The following is a 22,433-nucleotide window of genomic DNA, read 5'->3' as shown; positions in this document are numbered from 1 at the left end:
AAGGGGCGGGGACTTCCTGATGGAATGGGAAGCTCCCGCCCTTGTGCTTTCTGCCGTGCCCTATGGCGAAAGCAGCGTCATCGCCCATGTCCTGACCGGGGAGCATGGGCTTTATCACGGCATGGTCCGTGGTGGCGCGTCACGGCAGGGACGGCCGGTCTGGCAGGCCGGCAACCTGATTACAGCGCGATGGAGTGCGCGTGTGCCCGATCAGCTTGGCGGGCTTCGTGGGGAACTTGTCCATGCCTCCGCCGCGCGGGTGCTGGATTTCGCGCTGCCGCTGGCCATGCTGGCCTCGATGTGCGCGCTGGCTGATGCCAGCCTGCCTGAGCGCGAACCCCATCTTGCGGTCTTTCAGGAGCTGACGCGGCTTCTGGCCTGCATCAGCCTCGACCCGGTTGACGCGGAACAGACCGGCATGGCGGCGCTGATCCGCTGGGAGGCACTCCTGCTGTCGGATCTGGGATTCGGGCTGGACCTGTCATGCTGTGCCGTCAGCGGCCAGAAGCATGACCTGAAATGGGTCTCCCCCCGCAGCGGTCGCGCCGTCAGCGACGGGCATGCGGGGCAGTGGCGCGATCGCCTGCTGGCGCTGCCGCCATTCCTGCTGGACCCGGCGCAGGACGGCACCCCGGCCGACTGGCTCGCCGGATTGCGGCTGACGGGGCATTTCCTGGCCCGTGACGCATTTGGGCAACGTCATCGCCCGTTACCTGCCGCGCGTATCAGGCTGCTCGATATGGTGGCCAGAATGGCTGAAAACGGCGATATCCCCGACGACCCGGAAGGGGGCGCGTAGTTTTTGCCGAATTGGGGCATTGGACAAAGCCTCCATTTTCGCTATCTGTTCTTCCGGTGCTGGAGGAGTTTTCATGTCTGTCGATGTCACGCGTGGTCATGTTGAGGATACAAAGCTCGTTGATGCGCTGAGCGAGCGCTATCTGGCCTATGCGATGTCCACCATCATGTCGCGCTCCCTGCCGGATGTGCGCGACGGGATGAAGCCCGTCCATCGCCGCATGATCTTCGCCATGCAGCAGTTGCGGCTGGACCCGACGGCGGGGTTCAAGAAGTGCGCCCGTGTGGTGGGCGATGTCATCGGTAAATACCATCCCCATGGCGATGCCTCGGTTTACGAGGCGCTTGTGCGGCTGGCGCAGGATTTTGCCGTGCGTTACCCGCTGGTCGAAGGGCAGGGGAATTTCGGCTCCGTCGATGGCGATAATGCTGCCGCCATGCGTTATACCGAGGCACGGCTGACGGAGGTGGCCAAGGCGCTGCTCGAGGGCATCAACGAGGACAGCGTTGACTTCCGCCCCACCTATGACGGTGAGGAGCATGAGCCTGTCGTCCTGCCTGCGGCCTTTCCCAACCTGCTGGCCAATGGCGCGGCGGGCATCGCGGTGGGCATGGCCACCAGCATCCCGCCCCATAACGTGGGGGAAATCTGCGCCGCCGCCACGCTGCTGATCCGCAACCCGGCGGTAACGACCGCGCAGTTGCTGGACGTCATGCCGGGGCCGGATTTTCCCACCGGCTGCACCATTGTGGAGGATCGCGACGCCATTATCCGCGCCTACGAAACCGGGCGCGGCAGCTTTCGCATGCGCGCACGCTGGAGCGTGGAGCAGGGGCGTTTCGGCACATGGCAGATCGTGGTGACCGAAATCCCGTACCAGGTGCAGAAATCACGCCTGATCGAGCAGGTCGCGGACCTGATGGAGCAGAAGAAGCTGCCCCTGCTTGGTGATATCCGTGACGAAAGTTCGGTTGATATCCGGCTGGTGCTGGAACCGAAATCCCGCGGGATCGAACCGGAAGTCCTGATGGAGACCCTGTTCCGGGCCACGCCGCTGGAAAGCCGCTTTGGCCTCAACATGAACGTGCTTGGCGCGGATCAGGTGCCCGGCGTGCGCAGCCTGAAGGAAGTGCTTCAGGCATGGCTGGACCATCGCCATGACGTGCTGGTGCGCCGCACGCGCCATCGGCTGGAGGCGGTGGACCGGCGGCTTGAAATCCTTGACGGTTTCCTTGCGGTCTACCTGAACCTTGACGAGGTCATCCGCATCATCCGCGAGGAAGACGATGCGCGCGCCTCCCTGATGGCGGCGTTCGGCCTGAGTGAACTGCAGGCGGAATCGGTCCTGAACATGCGCCTGCGCAGCCTGCGCAGGCTGGAGGAGACCGAGATCCGCAAGGAACATGCCTCCCTGACCGAGGAGCGTTCCGGCCTGCTGGCGCTGATGGAAAAGGAAAGCCTGCGCTGGAAGCACATCACGTCGGAAATCAAGGCGATCCAGAAGAAATTTGGCGGCGGTGCGCTGGGTGCGCGTCGCAGCACGCTGGCGGCCCCCCCGGCCGAGGTCGATATTTCCGCCGCCCTGCCGGTCGAGCGCGAACCGCTGAGTGTCATCCTGTCGCAGAAGGGGTGGATCAGGACGGTGCGCGGGCACGGGGTCGATCCTGAAGCGCAGAAATTCAAGGAAGGCGATGGGCTGCGCCTGATCGTGGAGTGCCAGAGTTCCGACCGGCTGTGCTGTTTCGCCACCGACGGGCGCGCCTTTACGCTGCGCGCCGCCGACCTGCCGCGTGGACGTGGGGACGGGCAGCCTTTGCGCCTGACGATCGAGCTGTCGAATGAGGAAGACATCATCACGATCTTCCCCGTGACCCAGGATGCCCGGCGCCTGCTGGCGTCGAGCGCGGGTCGTGGGATGATCGTACGTGAAGAAGACATGGTGGCGGAAAAGCGCACCGGAAAGCAGGTGCTGAACCTCAAGGACGGGGAAAGCGCGCAGGTCTGCGTGCCGGCGCAGGGGGATCATGTCCTTGTCCTTGGCACCAACAAACGCATGCTGGTCTTCCCGCTGGAACAGTTGCCGGAAATGACGCGTGGCCTTGGCGTGGCCCTGCAGAAATACAAGGAAGGCCACCTGCGTGACGCCGTGGTGTTCACGGCGGCGGACGGTGTTGCATGGCCCGACCCGCAGCGCGTGCGTACGATGTCGGACATGAAGGAACAGATGGGAAAACGTGGCGACATGGGACGCCCGGCCCCGGCATGGGCAGTGCGCAAGCCGCGCAAGGCGGACTGATCCTGTTTTTGGATCAAAAAGTGTCCCCGGAAACGTTCATTCCCTACTCAACAGGATGTTCGTAAAAGTCTCCGGGGACTAAAAGGCCCTGCTATCCCACCGTAACCGGCAGCACCGGCAGGAAATGGGATGTGTCGTGCTGGGGTTCGACAAGTTCGCTCCACACACCCCGACGCATGATTTCAGCGGTATGGAACCGCGATTTATAGGCCATCTTGGGGCTGCCCTTGATCCAGTATCCCAGATAGAGGTGTGACAGTCCCATCATGCGCACCCGCTCCACCAGGTACAGGATGGCGTAAGTGCCAAGGGAGCGTCGCGGCATGTCCGGGTCGAAAAAGGTATAGACCGCCGACAGCCCATCCTCCACCCGGTCGAGCAGGCTGACGCAGACCAGTTGTCCCTCACGGTCGCGGAATTCGATCATGAAGGTCCGGATGGGCGTATCCTCGACCATGTTGCGGTAATCGGCGGCATTCATCCCCGCCATGTCGCCATTGCCATGGCGTGACTGCTGGTATCGCCGGAACAGGGCGAACTGTTCCTCCGTCGCGCGGGGCAGCACGTCCATGCTGAGCAGTTCATGGTTGCGCCGGAAGATACGCTGCTGCGTGCGGTTGGGCCGGAAACGGTGAACCGGCAGGCGTATCGGCACGCAGGCGGTGCATCCGGCACAGACCGGGGCATAGGCGATCGTGTGGCTGCGGCGGAATCCTGCACTGGACAGCCGGTTATGAAGCTGCTCTGCCTGCGGGCCCGTGATGTCGGTAACGACCTTGCGCTCCATACGCTCCGGCAGGTAGGGGCAGGGCATCGGCGCAGTTGTATAGAACAGTTGCGGATGCCGTGGTGATGTATAGGTCATACGGTTTCACCAGCAGTTCACGGTGCCCGTTTTCATGCCCTTTGCCGGATACCCGGCGCCCGTGGCGAAAATGCCCGTGTGGAAAGGCAGGAAAACAGAACGATGGGCTGATGATAACGTATCTTTGGCAGGTTCGCATTACAAACCGCAATGCCGGCGCGATCACATCTCTTCTGCGCCGGCATCGGGGCATGGGGCTCAGCCCTCGAGCAGGAGGCGCGCCGCATCGAGCGCGAAATAGGTCAGTACCCCGTTGGCGCCTGCGCGCTTGAAGGCCGTCAGGCTTTCGAGGATCGTGCGGTCGCGGTCGAGCCATCCGTTCTGGATCGCCGCCATGATCATCGCGTACTCGCCCGACACCTGGTAGGCGAAGGTCGGAACCGCGAATTTCTCCCGCACTTTCTGGATGATGTCCAGATACGGCATGCCGGGCTTGACCATGACCATGTCCGCACCCTCGTCAAGGTCGAGTGCGACTTCACGCAGGGCCTCGTCGCTGTTGGCGGGGTCCATCTGGTAGGTCTTCTTGTCGCCCTTCAGCAGTCCGCCCGATCCCAGCGCGTCACGGAACGGGCCATAGAACGCGCTGGCGTATTTGACGGCGTAGGACATGATGCGCGTGTCCTGCATCCCCTGCGCATCAAGCGCCTGGCGGATGGAGCCGATACGCCCGTCCATCATGTCCGACGGCGCGATGATGTCGATCCCGGCCGCCGCCTGGTTCACGGCCTGCTGGGTCAGGATTTCCACGGACGGGTCATTGACGACATACCCGTCCGCGATCAGGCCGTCATGCCCATGGCTGGTGTAGGGATCGAGCGCGACATCACCGATCAGGCCGATTTCGGGGAATTCCCGCTTGAGCAGGCGCGCCGCGCGGCACATCAGGCTGTCGGGGTTCAGGGCCTCGGTTCCCTTTTCGTCACGCAGTTCCGCCGGCGTGATGGGAAACAGGGCAAGGGCGGGGATATCCAGCTTCGCCGCCGGTTCCACATGGGCCGCCAGCCGGTCGAGGCTGACGCGGCGCACGCCGGGCATCGAGGCGACGTCCGTGACGCTGTCGCTCCCCTCGGTGACGAAAATCGGCCAGATCAGGTCATCGGTCGTCAGCGTGGTTTCGCGCACCAGCCGCCGGGTGAAACTGTCCCGGCGGTTGCGTCGCAGGCGGGTGTGGGGAAAGCGACCGATGGTCATGAACTGCAGTCTCCTGAAAAAACCGGGGCAAGTATGGAACCGGCCCGGCCTGATGCCAAATTATGATGCGTTAACCCGGCGGACATGAAACGTGGCGCGGTGCCTTACACCCCGTCATGTGGCGGGGGCTGCCGGGCCAGCACGCTGTTGCGATGTCCGTAACAGAGATAGATCACCATCCCCACCGCCAGCCAGATGACCAGACGCACCCATGTCAGCCCGTCGAGCGACGCCATGACGGCAAGGCACGACACGATGCCCAGCACGGGGATGACATATCCCCCCGGCACGCGGAAGGCGCGCGTGCGGTCCGGTTCGTGGATACGCAGCATGATGACGCCCAGGCAGACGATGGCAAAGGCCAGCAATGTGCCGATGGAGGTCATGTGCGCAAGCTGGTCGATTGGCAGGAACGCCGCAAAGCTTCCGGTCAGCACCATGAAGAACAGGTGTGAATAGATCGGCGTCTGCCGCACGGAATGGGTCACGCTGAACATCCGCGGCAGCAGCCCGTCACGCGACATGGCGTAGAAGACCCGGCTCTGCCCCAGCAGGAGCACCAGAAGCACCGACGTGAACCCGCAGACGACCCCGATCTTCACCGCGACCTTCAGCCAGCCGAAGGGCGTCTGGTCGATGGCTGTCGCCACCGGGGCCGCATCGCCAAGCATGTCCTTGTAATTGACCAGCCCGGTCAGCACGAAGGAAAACAGCACATAGGCCAGCGTGCAGATCAGCAGGCTGCCCAGGATGCCGATCGGCATGTCACGGGCGGGATTGCGCGTTTCCTGCGCGGTGGTGGAAATGGCGTCGAACCCGGCATAGGCGAAGAAGATCGTGCCGGCCGCGCGCATCACGCCAGAAAAGCCGAAATGCCCGAATTCCCCGGTATTGGGCGGGATGAAGGGGGTATAGTTCGCCACGTTGATATAGGGCAGGCCAAAGCCGATCACCGCGGCAATGATCAGCAGCTTTATGACGACAATGATGCCATTGACCCGCGCCGATTCAGAAATCCCGCGGATCAGCAGGACAGAGATCGCCACGATGATGAAGGCGGCGGGCAGGTTGACCAGCCCATGCGCCTGCGTCCCGTCGGGCATGGTCACCATCTCGAACGGGGAGGCGACCAGACGCGGGGAAATCACGACCCCCCATCCGGCAAGGAGGGAGGCGACATACCGCGACCAGCTTACGGAAACGGCAGCCGCCCCGACCGCATATTCCAGCACGAGGTCCCATCCGATGATCCACGCCACCAGTTCGCCCAGCGCGGCATAGGCATAGGTATATGCGCTGCCTGCGATCGGGATCATGCTGGCCAGTTCGCTGTAGCACAGCCCGGCGAAGCTGCACGCGATGGCGGCCAGCAGGTAGGACAGCACGACGGCGGGCCCCGCATTGGTGGCCGCCGCAATCCCGGTCAGGGAAAACAGGCCCGCGCCGATCGTCCCCCCCACGCCCAGCGCGATCAGGTTGACCGGGCCGAGGACGCGTTTCAGTCCCCCGGCCGAGGAGGCCCTGGCCGACACGTCCTGCCGCCGCAGCAGAGAGGGGAGGAAACCATCACGTGCAGGGCGCGTCATACGCGATATTTCCCGTCAGTCGGGACACACGAAAGGATCAAATCAGGACGCTCCGTCATTTTGGCGTTGTCTAACCGCCACGATATGGCACATAGCAACGCTGTATCCATGCCCTCTTGCACAAGGAAGGCATCAGCCGTCTTTAGACGATGGAGAATTATAACGGTGTCGGACCCTATGAACCAGACAGGCCTGAAGCAGTTTTTTCGTACCCCCCTCAGCGAGGTCGATGCGGATGTCGCCAATATCATTGAGGCGGAGAAGGTCCGTCAGCGCGACGGCATTGAACTGATCGCCAGTGAAAACATGGTGTCCGCTGCCGTCATGGCCGCGCAGGGCAGCGTCCTGACCAACAAGTATGCCGAAGGGTATCCCGGTCGCCGCTATTACGGTGGCTGTGTCGAGGTGGACAAGGTCGAGACCCTCGCCATCGAGCGGGTCAAGAAGATGTTCGGCGCCGAATTCGCCAACGTGCAGCCGCATTCCGGCGCGAACGCCAACCAGGCGGCATTCATGGCGCTGGTCCGTCCGGGCGACACCGTACTGGGCATGAGCCTTGCCGCCGGTGGTCACCTGACCCATGGCGCGGCCCCGAACTATTCCGGCAAGTGGTTCAATGCGGTCCAGTATGGCGTGCGCAAGGAAGACGGCCTGCTCGATTACGAGGAGATGGAACGTCTGGCGCGCGAGGCGAAGCCCAAGCTGATCGTTGCGGGTGGTTCGGCCTATCCCCGCGTCATCGACTTTGCCCGTTTCCGCGCGATCGCGGACGAGGTCGGCGCCTTCCTGATGGTGGACATGGCGCATTTCGCGGGCCTTGTGGCTGCCGGCCTGTATCCGTCGCCGGTTCCGCATGCCCATGTCGTGACCAGCACCACGCACAAGACGCTGCGTGGCCCGCGTGGCGGCCTGATCCTGACCAATGACGCGGATCTTGCGAAGAAGGTCAATTCGGCAGTGTTCCCCGGCCTGCAGGGTGGCCCGCTGATGCATGTCATCGCAGCGAAGGCCGTGGCCTTTGGCGAGGCCCTGCGTCCCGATTTCATCGACTACCAGAAGGCGGTGGCGGAAAATGCCCGTGTGCTGGCCGAAACACTGGTGGAACGCGGGTTCGATATCGTCACGGGTGGCACGGACTGCCACCTGATCCTTGTGGACCTGCGCCCCAAGGGGGTGACGGGTCGCGCGGCCGAACGCAGCCTGGAACGCGCGGGCATCACGGCGAACAAGAACGCCATTCCCTTCGACCCCGAAAAGCCCGCCATCACGTCGGGCATCCGCCTCGGCAGTCCTGCGGCGACGGCGCGCGGCTTTGGCGTTGCGGAATTCCGCGAAGTCGGCGTGATGATCGACGAAGTGCTGAGTGCACTGGCGAAGGTTGGTGAAGAAGGCTGCCCGAAGACGGAGCAGGACGTGCATGCGCGCGTCAAGGCACTGTGCGCCCGCTTCCCGATCTATGCCTGATCCGGCCGGGGTGTCATGCAGCCAGAATGTATGACACCCTGACTGTCACGGAACAGGTTTTATGAAATCAAAAGTTTTTGGTGAAGCTTTTTCCAAAAAGCTTCGGAAGACGCCGCCTTTTTGAAAAAGGCGGCCCCCGAAAACTTGTTGGTTTTCCAGATTGTTTTGGTGAGCTTCGCGTCTGTCAGGGCGCGGGATGGGACGATGATCCGTCCGTGACATGGGGCGCGCGGCGCGCAAGGCGTAGCGCAGTCTGCCCACGGCCCGGCCTCAGGTTGGGCATGACCAGCATGCAGTCGTCATAGGGGGTGCGGATTTCGTCATCGCCATCGCGTGCCAGCAGCGTGCCGCGCCGGGCAATGATATCCCCCCCCCGGAAAGGGGCGACAAAGGCAAAGCGCGAGGAATGTGCGCGGACAAGGTCCGTGACCATCATGCACTGCGCTGTTTCGCGGACATTCCGCCCCCCGGTCTCCGTCTTTACAAGGCATGATGGGCGCAGCACCGCGCGCACGGCCCTGCGCGCCGTATGCAGCGTCTGTGCCTGCCAGTGCTGCCCGGCCTCCACCAGGCAGGCGCGCGCCTGCGTCCGGGGAGAGGAAAAGCGTGCGAAATCAATCAGGCGCGTACCATCGGCATGTCCGTCATCGGCAACGATCAGCGGCGTCGCGCCAATCTGGCGGGCAAGCGTCATGCCACGTGGCGCGCGCCCGGACAGGACCAGCGGGCGGCCGGGCCACAGCATCGAATGCAGGTCCACAAGGATATCCGCCGTCTGGATGACCGGCAGGATCTGCCGCGCGCGGTCAAGTTCATGGGACGAACGTGTGCCGCGCAGCGTGTCTTCGGACCAGACGCGGTTCATGTCCTCGTCAATGAAGCGCGAGGCCACGGGGCGTTCGTGATCGAACTGCGCCAGTGCCTCCATGTTGGCAAAGATGAAGGACAGGCGTCCCGCCCCGGGGCGCAGGCGCGCACGCAGCAGTTCGTCCATGACGATCGCGCCGGTATATTCATTGCCATGGATCAGGCACACCACGACAACATGCGGCCCGACGCGACGGCTTTCGAAATGCATGACACCGGGAATGCCACAGTTTCCCTCCCGCCATGCGGACAGGTCGGGCGGAGGAATCCCGACCTCGAAGCGCGGCAGCGGGGCAGGGGGCGGAGGGAGCGTTTCCATGAAGACGCCGCTGCGGCGGCTGCGTATCGGAACCGGCTCCGCAGGGAGGGCATGTTTCATGCGTACAGCCCACCCCGTACAGAAAATGCGTCCCCTGCATCAGCGCAGGATGCACCTACAGGATGCCAGCGGGAACGGGAGGGCGGGGTCATCAGGCAAGTTTATCGCCTCGGCGGCAGGTCGCAATCCATGCCGCGTTCATTTATGCGCCAGCGTCACGCACAGGTCACACGGCAGGTCAGGGTGGGGTCTCGATCGCCTTCAGCCGCACGCCTGTCACCCGCTCGATTTCCTTGAGCGCAAGCCGTTCCTCCGGTGCGCACAGTGACAGCGCGCTGCCCTGCCGGCCGGCGCGTGCCGTACGCCCGATGCGATGCACATAGGATTCGGGCTGGTCGGGAATGTCGTAATTGACCACCAGCGTGACATCCTCGACGTCAATGCCCCGGGCCATCACATCCGTTGCGATCAGGACCTGCAGCCTGTGGTCACGAAAATCACGCAGCGTACGTTCACGCCGGGCCTGCGTATGTTCGCCATGCATGACGCCGCATGCCATGTCCCGACCCAGCGCCTTTGCCAGGTCATCCGCCTGTCGCCGGGTCTGTGTAAAGATCAGGACCCGTCGCGCCGGATGGGTGGACAGGAAGGACACCAGGGCGGACAGCTTGTGCCGGGGGGGGACGAACATGACCTGCTGGCGGATGCGCGGGGGCGGGGCGTCGGCGACATCCACCTTCACCCGGACCGGTTTATGCAGCAGCTTCCGGCCCAGATCGACGATCCCGTCGGGCATGGTGGCGGAAAACATCAATGTCTGGTGCGTGACCGGCAGGCGCGCGGCGATGGTCATCATGTCGTCGATGAAGCCCAGGTCGAGAATCCGGTCCGCCTCGTCCACGACAAGGGCAAGTGTGCTGTCCAGCACGACCGCGCCATCGGACAGCAGGTCCACAAGCCGCCCCGGCGTTGCGACAAGGATGTCCGCCCCGGCTTCAAGGTCGCGCACCTGCCGCGCCTTTGGCACGCCCCCGATGGTCACCACCACCTTCAGGCCCGTGCCCCGGGCGCACCCACGCCATGCGCCGCCCGTCTGGTTGGCCAGTTCGCGCGTGGGCGACAGGCAGACGATACGCGCCACATGCGGCGTGCGGCCCTGCGGCGCATCCAGCAGGCGCTGCGTCAGCGGCGCGGCGAAGGCGACGGTCTTGCCCGTGCCGGTGGGGGCGATCCCTTCGACATCCCGCCCGGCCAGAATCGGGGGAATGGCCTGTACCTGGATGGGCGAGGGGATGCGTACCCCCATGCGCGACAGGTTGTCGCCCACAGGTGCCGCAAGGCCGGTTTCAGCAAAGGAGGCGCAGGGATCTTCGGTCATCGGGGCAAGCCATACCGCGCTTTGCCCCCGCAGCAAAAGGGAAAGGGATTGACGCTGCGATTCCGTGTGCGCCAGATGCGTGCCATGACGTGTTCCTCCATTCCCGATGCCACGCCCGCACCTGTGGCGGGCGTGATTGCCGAAGATTTCGCCGGCATGAAGTCGCAGGCCTTCGGCCTTGCCCGACGCGCGGGGCTGGACCCCGTGCTTTGTCCGGTCAGGGTGCGTCCCGGCTGGCGGCATCTGCCCGCATCATGGTGGCCCATGCCCCTGCGCGCCATCCGCCCGCTGCAGGTGCCGTCCGCCTGCATGGGGGCATCGGGCCTGATGATCAGCATCGGTGGCACCGGCGGGGCGGTGGGGGCGGCCATGCGTGCGCGGGGCGGGCGTGTGGTGCAGATTCAGAACCCGCGCATGGACCTGCGGAAGTTCGATCTGGTGATCGCCAACCGCCATGACGAGATTTCAGGTCCGAATGTGCTGCTGTCGCGCACCGCGCTGCATGGCGTCTCCCCCGCATGCCTTGCGCAGGCCCGGCAGGTCTGGGCGCCACGTCTGGCCCACCTGCCACGCCCGCTTGTCAGTGTCCTTGTTGGTGGGGGGAATGGACGTTTCCGGCTGGGGGCGGCGGAGGCCCGTACGCTCGCCACGCAGCTTGGACGGATGATCGACCGCGACGGGGTGGGCATGGCGGTCACGCCATCGCGCCGGACCAGTGCGGAGGTGCGGGAGATCCTGTCACGCCACCTGACGCCGAAGGGGGCGTGGGTGTGGGACATGGAGGGGGACAATCCCTATCTCGGCCTCCTGGCCTGCGCGGACGCCATTGTGGTGACAGCGGACAGTGTCTCCATGATTTCGGAAGCCGTGGCGACCGAGGCGCCGGTCATGGTGGCCGCGCTGCCCGGACGTTCGCGCAGGATCGGCCTGTTCATGCAGGATCTGTCGCAGGCGGGGCGTATCCGGATGTTCGGGGGGCGCATGTGTGACTGGCGGGTCGCGTCACTTGATGACACGCAGGGTATCGCGCAGGAAATGCGTCACAGGCTGAACCTGAAATGATCCACGAATTATGCGTGTTTCCAGCAGGTAATTATGACATAAACAGGTATGCTCGATATCCTCACCTATGACGCACGCACCGGCGGCAATATCGCCTACAAGGCTTTCTCCCACCCCCTGGCGGCGGAGCGTCTGGCGGCGCTGGCGCGGATGTTGCGCGACAGGGGGCCGGTTGCAATCTATGACCCGGCGGGCCATGCGCGCACGCTGCTTGCACTTCTGCCGGAGGGGATGCAGGTCGAAGGCATCTATGTCCATGACTGTGAAAAGGTCGGGCAACCCACGCCCGCCGGCCTGACCCGCCCGCTGGCCGACCTGCCGCATGCCCCCGTGCGGGCGGTATGGGCACTGGATTTCGAGCATGAGCGGGTCTGCATCCGGCTGCGTGACATCCTGCCCGACGGGATGGACATCTTCACGCTGGCTGATGCCCGGTTGCCCGATGATATGCTCACTGTGGCCGGCGCCTATCTGAATCGTCTCAATTTTGCGACGAATTATGCGTTCTTCCGGGATGCAGATGGACTGTCCACCCGTCTGGTCACCACCAACTACTGGGCGCGTTATGGCGCGGGGGATGTCAGGATCTGGCTGCGGCTGTTCGGATGCGACGGCCGTCCCCTTGCAAGCTGGGTCGAAGGCCCCTTCGCACCGGAGCAGTCGATCGTGCTGGACAGTGCGGAGGTCCGGCGGCGTTTCGGGCTGGCTGCCTTTACGGGGCAGCTTTTCATCCATGTCCTTGGCGTGGCCGGCCATGATATCGTCAAATATGCGCTGGAAATCCATGGTGACGCGGCCAGCCACACCCTGTCCGTGACCCATGACGCCAATGCGTGGCCCGCCGAACGCTATGCCAACCTGCCCGCGCCCCGGCCGGGCGAGCAGGTGATCCTGTGGGTCCAGAACAGCCATGCGGTGCCTGTTACCGCCAGGGCGATGGCGCTGGGCCGCATGGGGCATGACATGCTGGTTCCCATTGACCGGGTCATCGGCCCGTATGAAACGGTGGGCGTATGCGTCAATGAGTACCTCCCACATGCATCCTGGCCGGAACAACTGGAATTCCATGGCGGCCATCATGTGGTGCGCCCGCGTTATGAAATCCGTGCGGATACGGGAACCCGTATCGCCCATCTGAATGTGGAACGCAGTGACCTTGCCCATGATCCGGGCATCGTCACCTTGCCGCCCCGGTTTTTCGGGCGGGGATATCTCCTGCCGTTTCCCGTTCCCGATCCGGCGCGGTACCGCACGACCCTGCAGCCCGCGCCGATGTCGCATGCGCTGCAGACGCTGCCGGTGCGTATCGACTGTTTTGATGAGGAAGGGCAGCCCTCAGGCTCACGCTTCCTTGGCTGCCTGACACGCGGGCATGAGATTGCACAGGACCTGTCGGAGGTCACCGGTCGGGCGGGGCATGGGGAACTGGTCTATGATTTCCGTGAGGGCGGACAGGCGGATGGCTGGCTGCATGCCCTGATACGTTATGAGGACCTGCTGACGGGCCATGTCGCGGAAACCAGTTTCGGGGCCCATATCTTCAATACGGTCATGACCTACCGCAATGAACCGCAATCCTATTCCGGGCCGCCACCGGGACTGACGACGCGGCTGTTCCTGCAGGCCGGGGCCGGACAGGCGCCAAGTTTCTGTCACCTGATCTATCCCGTATCGGCCACATGGCATGACAGTTCCGAAACCGTGCTGAGCCTGCATGACGAAAAGGGTGCGAAGATCGCGGAGCAGCAGGTCAGCATCCCGGCGCGCGGGTCGGTGACGCTCTGGCCACACCGGGTTTTCGGGGTGGACGCCATCGCGCATTCGGGGACGGGGGGATATGTCATGATCCGTGACCAGTCCTGCCGCCTGTTCGGATATCACGGTCGCCTGCGCGATGATGGCGTATTCTCGTTCGATCACATGTTCGGGTTCTGACACGGCATTCCGGAATTTCCATGCATGTCATGCAGGAAATGCGGGCCAGGGTTTCGCGTTGTTCACGTGACCCCGCCATGCCCATGCGTTTCTTACCGGAGGATCATTGCCACGATAGAGTGGTGAAATCACAGAGGAATACTGAAATGACCGATTCGCATACGCCTTCCGCTACCGAACATCTGCAGAAACTCGCCGCCCGTGGGAAGCATGAGCCCAAGCTGCTGACCCGTGAGGAGGTCACCATGCTGGCCGCGCATGTCGGCAAGGAGCATGCCGGGATTGAAAAGGAAATCGCCAAGAAGGCGGAACATAATCCCGAAGGCGTGACGGCGGACGAACTGCGTACGCTGTGCACCCACATTCTGGGCGAAAAGAAGGTCCGTTAATCCGGACTTACGCCACCTGCGATCCGTTCCGGACAAGGGGACAGGTCGCAGGTTTCGTCCTGCGGCAGGAATGCGGCAATAATGATTCGTGCGGACGCAGGTATTTGCCGCCATGCCAAAGAAATACCCATGCCCAGAGTCATGGATATACCAGCAACATATTTATTTTTTGGAAGCCCGGATGGTGGGTGCGACAGGGATTGAACCTGTGACCCCCGCCGTGTGAAGGCGATGCTCTACCGCTGAGCTACGCACCCATCCGCTCGGTGAGGTGTTATTAGTCGATCCTTCGTTCCGATGCAAGCACCTGAAGACAGGATTTTTTATCTTCGTACCGGACGACGCAACCGGTATGCGAGGGCTTCGGCAATGTGGGTCTGTTCGATGTCCATGGCGGTTGCCAGATCGGCAATCGTACGCGCCACGCGCAGCAGGCGGGTATAGCCACGGGCCGACAGGTGCAGGCGTTCCGACGCCATGACGGCATAATCGCGCGCCGCGGCCTGAATGGGGAACAGGTCGATACTGGCTTCGGCATTGCGCAGGCCGTCCTGCCGGCGGACCTGGCGCGCATGTGCCGCCTCGACCCGTTCGGCCACGACGGCGCTGCTTTCCCCACGCGCCAGACCGGCAATCTGCCCCAGCGGGACGGGTTCGACGCGTACGTACATATCCATGCGGTCCAGCAGCGGGCCGGAAATGCGGGCCTGGTAATCCTCGCCACAGCGGGGAGCCTTGCGACATTCCTGTGCCGCATCGCCGAGATATCCGCAGCGGCATGGGTTCATCGCGGCAATCAACTGGAAGCGGGCAGGGTAGGTGACATGCGCCGCCGCGCGGGCAATGGTGATGGAACCGGTTTCGAGGGGCTGGAGGAGCGTTTCCAGCGCATGGCGGGAAAATTCCGGCAGTTCGTCCAGAAACAGCACACCCCGGTGCGCGAGGCTGACTTCGCCCGGTCGGGCGCGGGCGCCGCCTCCGCTCAGGGCGGCCTGGCTGGTGGAATGATGGGGATCGCGGAAAGGGGGGCGGATGATGGGATGGCCGTCCGACAGCAGGCCGCTGACGCTGTGGATGCGGCTGACCTCAAGGATTTCCTCGGCCGTCAGGTTTGGCAGGATACCCGGCAGACGCGCGGCCAGCATGGATTTCCCGGCACCCGGTGGGCCGGACATCAGCAGCGAATGACCACCGGCCGCCGCGATTTCCAATGCACGTTTCGGGCTTTCCATGCCACGCACATCCGCAAGGTCGGGGGCCGGCATGACGGACGAAGCGCGCCTGAAATCGGGGAGTTCGACGGGCGTGAGGACCTGCTGGCCCCGGAAATGGTTGACAAGGGCAGGGAGGCTGTCCGCGGCGAGGATGTCCATGTCCTCGCTGGCCCAGCGTGCCTCCACGCCCTGTACGCGCGGGCAGATCAGGCCCAGCGACAGGTCATGTGCGCTCATGGCAGCGGAAAGCACGCCGCAGACGGGATTGAGGCCACCATCAAGTGAGAGTTCACCCAGGGCCGCGTAGCGCGTCGCCATGTCATAGGGCACGACACCCATGACGGACAGAAGGGCAAGGGCGATGGGAAGGTCGAAATGCGATCCTTCCTTGGCAAGGTTGGCGGGGGCAAGGTTCACGACAATCCGTTTTGCCGGCAGCGCCAGTCCCATGGCGGAAAGTGCCGCGCGCACACGCTCACGGGATTCCGCGACGGCCTTGTCCGGCAGGCCGACAATCAGGAACGATGGCAGTCCGGTCGAAAGCTGAACTTCAACCTTAACGGGTGTGGCGTCGATGCCACAGAACGCAAAGCCATGGATACATGCCAGCAACGTGTCAGCCATCGGTCAGAATTCAATCCGTCAGTCAGTAAGTGTCCATGATGCCGGAATGCGGCGCAAAGCGCCAATTTCAGTCCGCCCGGATAGATTTGTTGGCATAATATATATTATGAGACTTTTGGAGCAGACCGAACGGGGACGAATTCCGGCGTGCCCGGATGCGGCTTCGCATCCGTCATGTCAGTCGCCAGCGCCAGCCATCGTGTCCGATCACCTGACGCTGGCTTTTCCATTATTTATGCAGACCTGTAATTGCCTGCACGCGTTTCAGAATACCCATCCCCGCCTCTGTAAAGTTTTCCTCGCTGAACTGGGTGCAGACGTAATTGCGTGCCTGCTGCCCCATTTCGTGGAAACGTTCCGGCTGTGATAGCGCCCGGATCAGGGCATCCGCCAGCGATTGCGGGTCGCGCGGTGCCGCGCGCCAGCCAGTCTTCCCCTCCTGCACCGAATAGCGCATTTCCCCCACGGTGGTGCCAAGCACGGGAAGCCCCCCCTGCATGGCCTCGTGCATGGCGACGCAGAACCCTTCCCAGCGCGATGGCTGTACATACATATGCTGTGACGCGATGAAACCGCGCGTATCGGTCACAAAGCCAGGAAAGTGGATCATGTCGAGGCCATGCGCCCTGCACCGTTCCTCGATGAAGGCGCGATGATTCCCCTCACCGCGGATGGTGATTTCATAAGGCGGCAGGTTGTGCCGGGCTTTCTGCACCAGTGCCAGCGCGGCGCACAGGTCGCCATATCCCTTTTCGCGCGACAGGCGGCCCAGTGACCCGATGCGGATGACCTCCCCTTTCTGCCATGGCTGCGCCTGCGGTGCCTGCGGGGTGGCATAGAAAATCGGCCAGCATGCCAGACGGTCGCGCGGGATGCCGAGGATCCTGTGCGTTTCATCGGTGACGAACTGCGAATCCCCGACCCAGAAACAGGACAGCCTGCGCATGGACAGCAGAAGGCGCCGGTTGATGGGTTTGGGATTGGCATTGTGCTGCCAGCTGACCACCGGCCAGCGATGGCGTGCGCCAAGCAGTTGCCCCAGCAGCGTGGCACGGATGAGTGACGTCCATAAAAGGTCCGGCTTCCACGCTGTCAGGGCGCGGTTGAGCCAGCGGAGCGTCTGGACCTGCTGTTTTTCCCCGGCCGGACAGATCTCGACCCGGAGCCCCGCCTCCTCCAGTCGTGGCAGCGCCAGTCCGTCACGTCGCGACAGGGCGAATACGACAACTTCATGCCCGGCCTTGCGAAAGACGGAGGTGATGGCGGGAACCGGGAAACATGCGCCGCCGCCCTCAAGGGAGTTTATGATATAGGCAATGCGCATTATTCGTCAGGTTCCGTTCACATTTCCACAATGCGCGGTTTTAACAAAGATGCGACGGAAAAACAGTATCTGATCCGGGCGCCCCGTCTGCATCCCTGTTCCCTGGAACCGGATGTCAGGAAACATGGAGGACTGCCCCATTCCTTTGCCACGCACATCCCATGACGGAACACGCCATTCAGGCTGAGTGGCTGGAAAATCATTATGTTATCGAAGGAAATGTTGGCTGGGGGACCTGGATTCGAACCAGGGCTGACCGGGTCAGAGCCGGTAGTTCTACCGCTAAACTATCCCCCAGCAGTCCTGCCTGTGTGGCAGGGGCACCGTCGTTGCGGTGAAGGGGTGATAGCATCGGTGATGGGGGTGTGCAACCACCTTTTTTCGATCTTTTCACAAGATCACATATTTGACTTGCGTTTAATGCAGGACAGTCCCCACAATGATGGAATGCCTTGAAAGGCAAAGGATTGCACGCATGCTCCACGACGTTCCCCGTCCCGCTGCGCCGGGACAAGGCCCGCAGATGTTCGGGATGTCTGATTTCAGGCGTCTTCCGTCTGCCGCCCCCCTGTACGCAGCGCTGGATCTGGGAACGCATAACTGCCGCCTGATGGTTGCCGCGCCCGCCGGGCGTGGTTTTCGCGTGATTGACAGTTTCAGCCGTGTCGTGCGGCTTGGCGAAGGGCTGCATCATACCGGTCGCCTCGGGCATGAAGCCATGGAGCGTACGGCCGACGCCCTGCGCGCATGTGCCGTGCGGATGCGCCGCGCGGGCCTGAGGAAATATACCGCCATCGCGACCGAGGCCTGCCGCCGCGCCGAAAACGGCCTGGCGTTCCTTGATGGTATCCGTAACGAGACCGGCCTGTCCATTTCCATCATCTCCGCGCGGGAGGAAGCGGAACTTGCCCTGAGAAGCTGCGCCTCCCTGCTGCATGACGGCCGTTTTTCTCCCCTGCGCGAACGCGCGCTGCTGTTTGATATTGGCGGCGGATCGACGGAAATCGCATGGGTGCGCACGGACCATGCGCGCCGGCGGCAGTCCCTGATCGGGTATCTGAGCCTGCCGGTGGGCGTCATCACCATATCGGAACAGCTTGGCGATGCGGCATTCACGCCCGAAGGATACGGGCGCATGGTCGCGATGGTGCGCCAGCAGCTTGAGGCTTTCGAGGACGTCCACTGCATCCGGCGCGAAATCTCATCGGGCAATGTCGTGCTGATGGGTACCAGTGGTACGGTGACGACCCTGGCAAGTGTCGCGATGGGGCAGGTCCGCTATGATCGCGCCATGATTGATGGCGCGACCCTGCCGATGGAGCAGGCGCTGGAGGTGATCCGGCGGCTTAATGGCATGGATCGGGCGGGATTGTCCGGCCATGTGGGGATCGGTCCGGACCGCGCGCGTTACATCATGGCGGGCTGTGCGATTTTCGAGGCGATCCAGCAGGCGTGGCCGGTGCCCGAGGTGGTCGTGGCGGATCGAGGATTGCGTGACGGCATGCTTTTGCGCATGATTGACAGGAGTTCGCGTATCGCTTTTCAGCCGGTACCTTCTTCCTTTTCTCCTGTCCGGCACAAGCTGAAGCCGACGAGCGGTCCCTTACATGAAACGACGCCCAGCAGACCCTAAGCCCAGAATTCCGGGAAAATCACGCACCAGCAGCCTGACCCCCGGCGAATCCCTCGCAAGTGCGGATTCAGGTGCCGTCCGCTCCGCCCGCAACCAGACCGTTACCGTCAAGAAGGCGCGCGGGCGCACCACGGCGCAGCATCGCTGGCTCCAGCGCCAGCTTAATGATCCCTACGTGCAGGCTGCGCAGAAGCAGGGATGGCGGTCGCGCGCGGCTTTCAAGCTGATAGAACTTGACGATCGCTTCCACCTGATCCGGCCGGGCATGCGGGTGGTCGATCTGGGTGCGGCACCCGGCGGGTGGGCGCAGGTGGCGGTCAAGCGTGGCGCAAGCCATGTCGTGGGTGTTGATCTGCTGCCGGTTGACCCCGTTCCCGGCGCCACGATCATCGAGGGGGATTTCAACGATCCCGACATGCCCGATCGCCTGCGTGAACTGCTCGATGGTGCGCCGGACCTGGTCATGTCGGACATGGCCCCCAATACGACCGGCCATGCGCCGACCGATCACCTGCGCATCATCGGCCTTGCCGAACTGGCGCTGGATTTCGCAATCCAGATCCTCGCGCCGGGTGGCAGCTTTATCGCCAAGGTCTTCCAGGGGGGATCGGAAAAGCAGATGCTTCAGGCGCTGAAGCGTTCCTTCGGGCAGGTCCGGCACGCCAAGCCACCGGCAAGCCGCAAGGAATCCAGTGAACTGTATGTCATCGCCACCGATTTCCGGGGGCGCGAGTCCGCCTGAATCCGCCAATGCCCCATCCCCTGCCCTGCCGGGCCGGAGGACGGGGCCGGCGAAAGGTTACGGCGTATTCCACAGCCATGCCGCACCCCGCACGCCCGAACTGTCGCCATGGACGTTCTTGACGATCGGGGTGTTGCAGTTCGGCGTGATCGCATAACGCCGCATCATCGGCGGGACGCGTTCATAGATCTCCTTGATGTTCGAGACGCCACCGCCAAGCACGATGACATCGGGATCGAGGAAATTGATCGCCAGCGCACAGGCGCGCGCCATGCGTTCCATATAGCGGTCCAGCGCCCCGATGGCCGTGATGTCGCCGCCTTCGGCCGCTTCCACGATTCCGCCCGCGCTGCGATGTCCCGGCCCTTTCCAGTCCTGCGCCAGCGCCGAACCGCTGAGGAACCGCTCCATGCAGCCTTCATTGCCGCAGAAGCATTTGGGCATGGGGAATTCTTCCAGCCGTGGCCATGGCAGCGGCACATGCCCCCATTCGCCAGCGATGTGATGCGCGCCGATGATGACGCCGAATACGGTCCTGTATCCCTGCCCCGCCCCGTCGATGGCTTCGGAAAGGGCAAAGCAGTTGGCGTCATTTTCCACCCGGACATCCCGGCCAAGGGCCTCGGTCATGTCCTTGTGCAGGGGTTGGTTGTTCAGCCATGTGGCGTTTGCGTTCTTGATGACGTTCGTGTCGGGGCTGATGGAACCGGGAATGCCGATTCCCACGCTGCCCTGCCCGCCCAGTTCCTGGTCCACGCCCGCGATCAGGTCGCACATGGCACGGATGGCGCCGCTGTAATTGCCGGGATTGGTAATCCGGCGACGGACCAGTTCCCTGCCGTCCTGGCCCAGGGCCGCGATCTCGATCTTGGTGCCACCAAAATCGATTCCAATACGATAAGGCCCCATAAGCAGCTACTTTCGTGCGTCATGATTACATCCATGGCTTGATTTTCTTTTATGATCCGAATTGGCTCAGACTTCAAACCCCGCCCCATCCCTCATGCCGGGGATGGGCCCGTATCATAAGGAACAGGCGTGGCATGAACGAAATCCTACTTGATGCACGCGGACTGACATGTCCACTCCCCGTACTGAAGGCGAACCGGATATTGCGTGGCATGCCCGGCGGTGGCCGCCTGCGTGTCATGGCCACGGATCGCGCGTCGGTTGCCGATTTTCAGACCTTCTGTCGGGAGACCGGGCATGCGCTCATCGCATTCGGTGAAGAGGGCGGAACGCTGTCCTTTGTCATCCGCAGAAAGCAAGATGCTGAAAATAAATAGTTTTTTATGGACCGACCCGGGATTGATATGTATTCACGTAAAATGCCGTAACCTGTTGCCGCCACGGTGCGGGACAATCAGTTGATATGTCCCCTTGGCAGAAGGCCGCCCAAAGTTGTAATTCCTGCGCCACCATGATGATGAAAGTGTGACACGCCGATGACAGATGACCTGACTTCCCTTTCCTTCGAGGACGCGCTTGCCGAACTGGAAGGCATTGTCCGTCAGTTGGAAGGCGGTCAGCTCAGGCTGGAAGATGCCATCAAGGCATATGAGCGTGGCGCTGCCCTTCGACAGTATTGTGAGACCAGGTTGAACGAGGCCGAGGCCCGCGTTCAGGCGATCATCCAGCGCACCGACCGTACGCTGGATGCGAAATCTATGGATTGATGCGTCAGATGAGCCAAACAACAGCACCCTCGCCCGAAAAAGACGGCAAGGACCGTATGGTCCGTCTGCGTGCGTCCCTTGCCGCGCGGGCCGAAGCCATCGAACATGCGATTGATCGCCTGCTGCCCCCGGTCAAGGGGGGCGAAGCACGCCTGATCGACGCCATGCGTTATGCCACCCTTGGCGGCGGCAAGCGCCTGCGCGGATATCTGGTGGCCGAGGTCGCCAGCATGTTCCGGGTGGACGAGGCCGGGGCCTATCGCGCCGCGGCGTCGGTTGAAATGCTGCACGCCTATTCCCTGGTGCATGATGACCTGCCGGCCATGGACGATGACGACCTGCGCCGTGGGCAGCCCTCCACCCATCGCAAGTTTGACGAGGCGACGGCCATCCTGGCGGGCGATGCGCTGCAGACCATGTCGTTCGGCATCCTTGCCGATCCCGCGACCCATGCCGACGCCGGTGTGCGCATCGACCTTGTCACCGCACTGGCCGCCGCGTCGGGGGCTGCGGGCATGGTCGGCGGGCAGATGATCGACATGGAAGGCGAAGGCCGTTCCCTCTCGCTTGACGAAGTGGCGCGCCTGCATGCGCTCAAGACCGGCTGCCTGATCCGTTATTCGGCGGAAGCCGGGGCGATCCTCGGGCAGGCCGCGCCGGATGTGCGCGAGCGCATCGCGGCCTACGGGCGTGACCTTGGCGCGGCCTTCCAGGTGGCGGACGACGTGCTTGACGCCACGGCGAGCGCCGAGGAACTCGGCAAGACGGCGGGCAAGGATGAGGCGGCCGGCAAATCGACCTATGTCGCCCTCCTTGGCGTGGAAGGTGCCGCGCGTGAGGCGCGTCGCATCGCGGCGCAGGCCGAGGCACATCTCGATATCTTCGGGTCCGAGGCCGATCGCCTGCGTGACCTTGTGAATTACGTGGTAGAGCGCAGGAACTGAGTGCATGACTGATACCCCGACCACCGAGGCGGACCGGTGGGGCTCGATCCCGACGCTGGGCCGTTTTGCGCAACTGGACCGTGTGCGTTACCCGCATGACATGCGCAACCTTTCGGTGGAGC

General features: G+C 63.2%; 19 protein-coding genes and 2 tRNA genes. 11 read left to right on the top strand and 10 right to left on the bottom strand.

Features of this window, described 5'->3' with window-relative positions; all coding sequences use genetic code 11:
- Positions 1-19 precede the first annotated feature (19 nt).
- Both recO and parC read left to right on the top strand, forming a co-directional pair.
- Positions 20-799: a DNA repair protein RecO gene (recO, locus tag CFR72_RS06895; RefSeq protein WP_110913262.1), complete on the top strand. Its 780-nt coding sequence runs from the start codon at positions 20-22 to the stop codon at positions 797-799.
- 73 nt (positions 800-872) lie between these two features.
- On the top strand, positions 873-3,095 hold the full coding sequence (gene parC / locus CFR72_RS06890; RefSeq protein ID WP_110913261.1) for a DNA topoisomerase IV subunit A: 2,223 nt from the start codon (positions 873-875) through the stop codon (positions 3,093-3,095).
- A 91-nt stretch (positions 3,096-3,186) separates the two neighbouring features.
- Here parC and CFR72_RS06885 read toward each other — a convergent pair whose 3' ends face one another.
- The 3 genes from CFR72_RS06885 to CFR72_RS06875 all read right to left on the bottom strand — a co-directional run bounded on the left by CFR72_RS06885 (position 3,187) and on the right by CFR72_RS06875 (position 6,740).
- Positions 3,187-3,960, bottom strand: coding sequence for an arginyltransferase (locus tag CFR72_RS06885; protein WP_110913260.1), 774 nt, complete (start codon positions 3,958-3,960; stop codon positions 3,187-3,189).
- Positions 3,961-4,158: 198 nt separating this feature from the next.
- Positions 4,159-5,154, bottom strand: a complete 996-nt coding sequence (gene hemB, locus CFR72_RS06880) for a porphobilinogen synthase (RefSeq protein ID WP_110913259.1) — start codon at positions 5,152-5,154, stop codon at positions 4,159-4,161.
- Positions 5,155-5,258: 104 nt separating this feature from the next.
- Positions 5,259-6,740 carry an amino acid permease gene (locus CFR72_RS06875; protein WP_167400318.1) on the bottom strand — a complete coding sequence of 494 codons (1,482 nt, stop codon included), beginning with the start codon at positions 6,738-6,740 and terminating at the stop codon, positions 5,259-5,261.
- A 177-nt stretch (positions 6,741-6,917) separates the two neighbouring features.
- On the opposite strand from CFR72_RS06875, the gene glyA reads away from it, so the two are divergent.
- The gene (gene glyA / locus CFR72_RS06870; RefSeq protein ID WP_110913258.1) at positions 6,918-8,204 is read left to right on the top strand and encodes a serine hydroxymethyltransferase; all 1,287 of its coding nucleotides are present in this window, start codon (positions 6,918-6,920) and stop codon (positions 8,202-8,204) included.
- Positions 8,205-8,388: 184 nt separating this feature from the next.
- Here glyA and CFR72_RS06865 read toward each other — a convergent pair whose 3' ends face one another.
- Together CFR72_RS06865 and CFR72_RS06860 are read right to left on the bottom strand one after the other, a co-directional pair.
- Positions 8,389-9,450, bottom strand: coding sequence for a M14 family metallopeptidase (locus CFR72_RS06865; RefSeq protein ID WP_110913257.1), 1,062 nt, complete (start codon positions 9,448-9,450; stop codon positions 8,389-8,391).
- Positions 9,451-9,628: 178 nt separating this feature from the next.
- Positions 9,629-10,768 (bottom strand): DEAD/DEAH box helicase, encoded by a 1,140-nt coding sequence (locus tag CFR72_RS06860; RefSeq protein WP_110913256.1) that lies wholly within the window; start codon positions 10,766-10,768, stop codon positions 9,629-9,631.
- Between the two features lie 84 nt (positions 10,769-10,852).
- Here CFR72_RS06860 and CFR72_RS06855 point away from each other — a divergent pair, with 84 nt between their 5' ends.
- The 3 genes from CFR72_RS06855 (at position 10,853) to CFR72_RS06845 (ending at position 14,154) form a co-directional block, all read left to right on the top strand.
- Entirely contained in the window at positions 10,853-11,830 is a 978-nt protein-coding gene (locus CFR72_RS06855; protein WP_110913308.1) for a mitochondrial fission ELM1 family protein, read from the top strand.
- A 48-nt stretch (positions 11,831-11,878) separates the two neighbouring features.
- Positions 11,879-13,765, top strand: a complete 1,887-nt coding sequence (locus CFR72_RS06850) for a hypothetical protein (protein ID WP_110913255.1) — start codon at positions 11,879-11,881, stop codon at positions 13,763-13,765.
- Positions 13,766-13,911: 146 nt separating this feature from the next.
- A complete protein-coding gene (locus CFR72_RS06845; RefSeq protein WP_110913254.1) occupies positions 13,912-14,154 on the top strand; it encodes a hypothetical protein in 243 nt (80 codons plus the stop codon).
- Between the two features lie 182 nt (positions 14,155-14,336).
- Here the strand turns inward: CFR72_RS06845 and CFR72_RS06840 are convergent.
- The 4 genes from CFR72_RS06840 to CFR72_RS06825 form a co-directional block, all read right to left on the bottom strand.
- Positions 14,337-14,411, bottom strand: a tRNA-Val gene (locus CFR72_RS06840).
- A 66-nt stretch (positions 14,412-14,477) separates the two neighbouring features.
- Positions 14,478-15,992, bottom strand: coding sequence for a YifB family Mg chelatase-like AAA ATPase (locus CFR72_RS06835; protein ID WP_110913253.1), 1,515 nt, complete (start codon positions 15,990-15,992; stop codon positions 14,478-14,480).
- Between the two features lie 229 nt (positions 15,993-16,221).
- Positions 16,222-17,316 (bottom strand): glycosyltransferase family 4 protein, encoded by a 1,095-nt coding sequence (locus CFR72_RS06830; protein WP_110913252.1) that lies wholly within the window; start codon positions 17,314-17,316, stop codon positions 16,222-16,224.
- Positions 17,317-17,539: 223 nt separating this feature from the next.
- A tRNA-Gln gene (locus tag CFR72_RS06825) sits at positions 17,540-17,613 on the bottom strand.
- 178 nt (positions 17,614-17,791) lie between these two features.
- Here CFR72_RS06825 and CFR72_RS06820 point away from each other — a divergent pair.
- Complete coding sequence (locus CFR72_RS06820; protein ID WP_407716840.1) at positions 17,792-18,949, top strand: Ppx/GppA phosphatase family protein; 1,158 nt, start codon at positions 17,792-17,794, stop codon at positions 18,947-18,949.
- Positions 18,924-19,691, top strand: coding sequence for an RlmE family RNA methyltransferase (locus tag CFR72_RS06815; RefSeq protein ID WP_110913250.1), 768 nt, complete (start codon positions 18,924-18,926; stop codon positions 19,689-19,691). Before CFR72_RS06820 ends, CFR72_RS06815 begins: the two co-directional genes overlap by 26 nt.
- A 57-nt stretch (positions 19,692-19,748) precedes the next feature.
- Here CFR72_RS06815 and CFR72_RS06810 read toward each other — a convergent pair whose 3' ends face one another.
- Positions 19,749-20,600, bottom strand: a complete 852-nt coding sequence (locus CFR72_RS06810; RefSeq protein ID WP_110913249.1) for an ROK family protein — start codon at positions 20,598-20,600, stop codon at positions 19,749-19,751.
- 134 nt (positions 20,601-20,734) lie between these two features.
- Between CFR72_RS06810 and CFR72_RS06805 the strand changes: the two genes are divergently transcribed.
- The 3 genes from CFR72_RS06805 to CFR72_RS06795 all read left to right on the top strand — a co-directional run bounded on the left by CFR72_RS06805 (position 20,735) and on the right by CFR72_RS06795 (position 22,311).
- The gene (locus tag CFR72_RS06805; RefSeq protein WP_110913248.1) at positions 20,735-20,977 is read left to right on the top strand and encodes a sulfurtransferase TusA family protein; all 243 of its coding nucleotides are present in this window, start codon (positions 20,735-20,737) and stop codon (positions 20,975-20,977) included.
- A gap of 159 nt (positions 20,978-21,136) precedes the next feature.
- On the top strand, positions 21,137-21,367 hold the full coding sequence (locus CFR72_RS06800; protein ID WP_110913247.1) for an exodeoxyribonuclease VII small subunit: 231 nt from the start codon (positions 21,137-21,139) through the stop codon (positions 21,365-21,367).
- A gap of 56 nt (positions 21,368-21,423) precedes the next feature.
- The gene (locus CFR72_RS06795; protein WP_110913246.1) at positions 21,424-22,311 is read left to right on the top strand and encodes a polyprenyl synthetase family protein; all 888 of its coding nucleotides are present in this window, start codon (positions 21,424-21,426) and stop codon (positions 22,309-22,311) included.
- The last annotated feature ends 122 nt before the right edge of the window (positions 22,312-22,433 follow it).

Source organism: Gluconacetobacter entanii (genome assembly GCF_003206495.1).
GTDB lineage: Bacteria > Pseudomonadota > Alphaproteobacteria > Acetobacterales > Acetobacteraceae > Novacetimonas > Novacetimonas entanii.
Note: the sequence above shows the minus strand (reverse complement) of the source record. Positions and strands in the feature narration are given on the sequence as shown.

Coding starts and splice junctions, on each gene's coding strand:
- CFR72_RS06845 (WP_110913254.1), top strand. CDS start 13,912: ATGACCGATTCGCATACGCCTTCCGCTACCGAACATCTGCAGAAACTC.
- CFR72_RS06835 (WP_110913253.1), bottom strand. CDS start 15,992: ATGGCTGACACGTTGCTGGCATGTATCCATGGCTTTGCGTTCTGTGGC.
- CFR72_RS06800 (WP_110913247.1), top strand. CDS start 21,137: ATGACAGATGACCTGACTTCCCTTTCCTTCGAGGACGCGCTTGCCGAA.
- CFR72_RS06805 (WP_110913248.1), top strand. CDS start 20,735: ATGAACGAAATCCTACTTGATGCACGCGGACTGACATGTCCACTCCCC.
- recO (WP_110913262.1), top strand. CDS start 20: ATGGAATGGGAAGCTCCCGCCCTTGTGCTTTCTGCCGTGCCCTATGGC.
- CFR72_RS06810 (WP_110913249.1), bottom strand. CDS start 20,600: ATGGGGCCTTATCGTATTGGAATCGATTTTGGTGGCACCAAGATCGAG.
- CFR72_RS06860 (WP_110913256.1), bottom strand. CDS start 10,768: ATGACCGAAGATCCCTGCGCCTCCTTTGCTGAAACCGGCCTTGCGGCA.
- CFR72_RS06850 (WP_110913255.1), top strand. CDS start 11,879: ATGCTCGATATCCTCACCTATGACGCACGCACCGGCGGCAATATCGCC.
- CFR72_RS06885 (WP_110913260.1), bottom strand. CDS start 3,960: ATGACCTATACATCACCACGGCATCCGCAACTGTTCTATACAACTGCG.
- CFR72_RS06830 (WP_110913252.1), bottom strand. CDS start 17,316: ATGCGCATTGCCTATATCATAAACTCCCTTGAGGGCGGCGGCGCATGT.
- CFR72_RS06865 (WP_110913257.1), bottom strand. CDS start 9,450: ATGAAACATGCCCTCCCTGCGGAGCCGGTTCCGATACGCAGCCGCCGC.
- glyA (WP_110913258.1), top strand. CDS start 6,918: ATGAACCAGACAGGCCTGAAGCAGTTTTTTCGTACCCCCCTCAGCGAG.
- CFR72_RS06855 (WP_110913308.1), top strand. CDS start 10,853: ATGACGTGTTCCTCCATTCCCGATGCCACGCCCGCACCTGTGGCGGGC.
- CFR72_RS06820 (WP_407716840.1), top strand. CDS start 17,792: ATGCTCCACGACGTTCCCCGTCCCGCTGCGCCGGGACAAGGCCCGCAG.
- hemB (WP_110913259.1), bottom strand. CDS start 5,154: ATGACCATCGGTCGCTTTCCCCACACCCGCCTGCGACGCAACCGCCGG.
- CFR72_RS06875 (WP_167400318.1), bottom strand. CDS start 6,740: ATGACGCGCCCTGCACGTGATGGTTTCCTCCCCTCTCTGCTGCGGCGG.
- CFR72_RS06795 (WP_110913246.1), top strand. CDS start 21,424: ATGGTCCGTCTGCGTGCGTCCCTTGCCGCGCGGGCCGAAGCCATCGAA.
- parC (WP_110913261.1), top strand. CDS start 873: ATGTCTGTCGATGTCACGCGTGGTCATGTTGAGGATACAAAGCTCGTT.
- CFR72_RS06815 (WP_110913250.1), top strand. CDS start 18,924: ATGAAACGACGCCCAGCAGACCCTAAGCCCAGAATTCCGGGAAAATCA.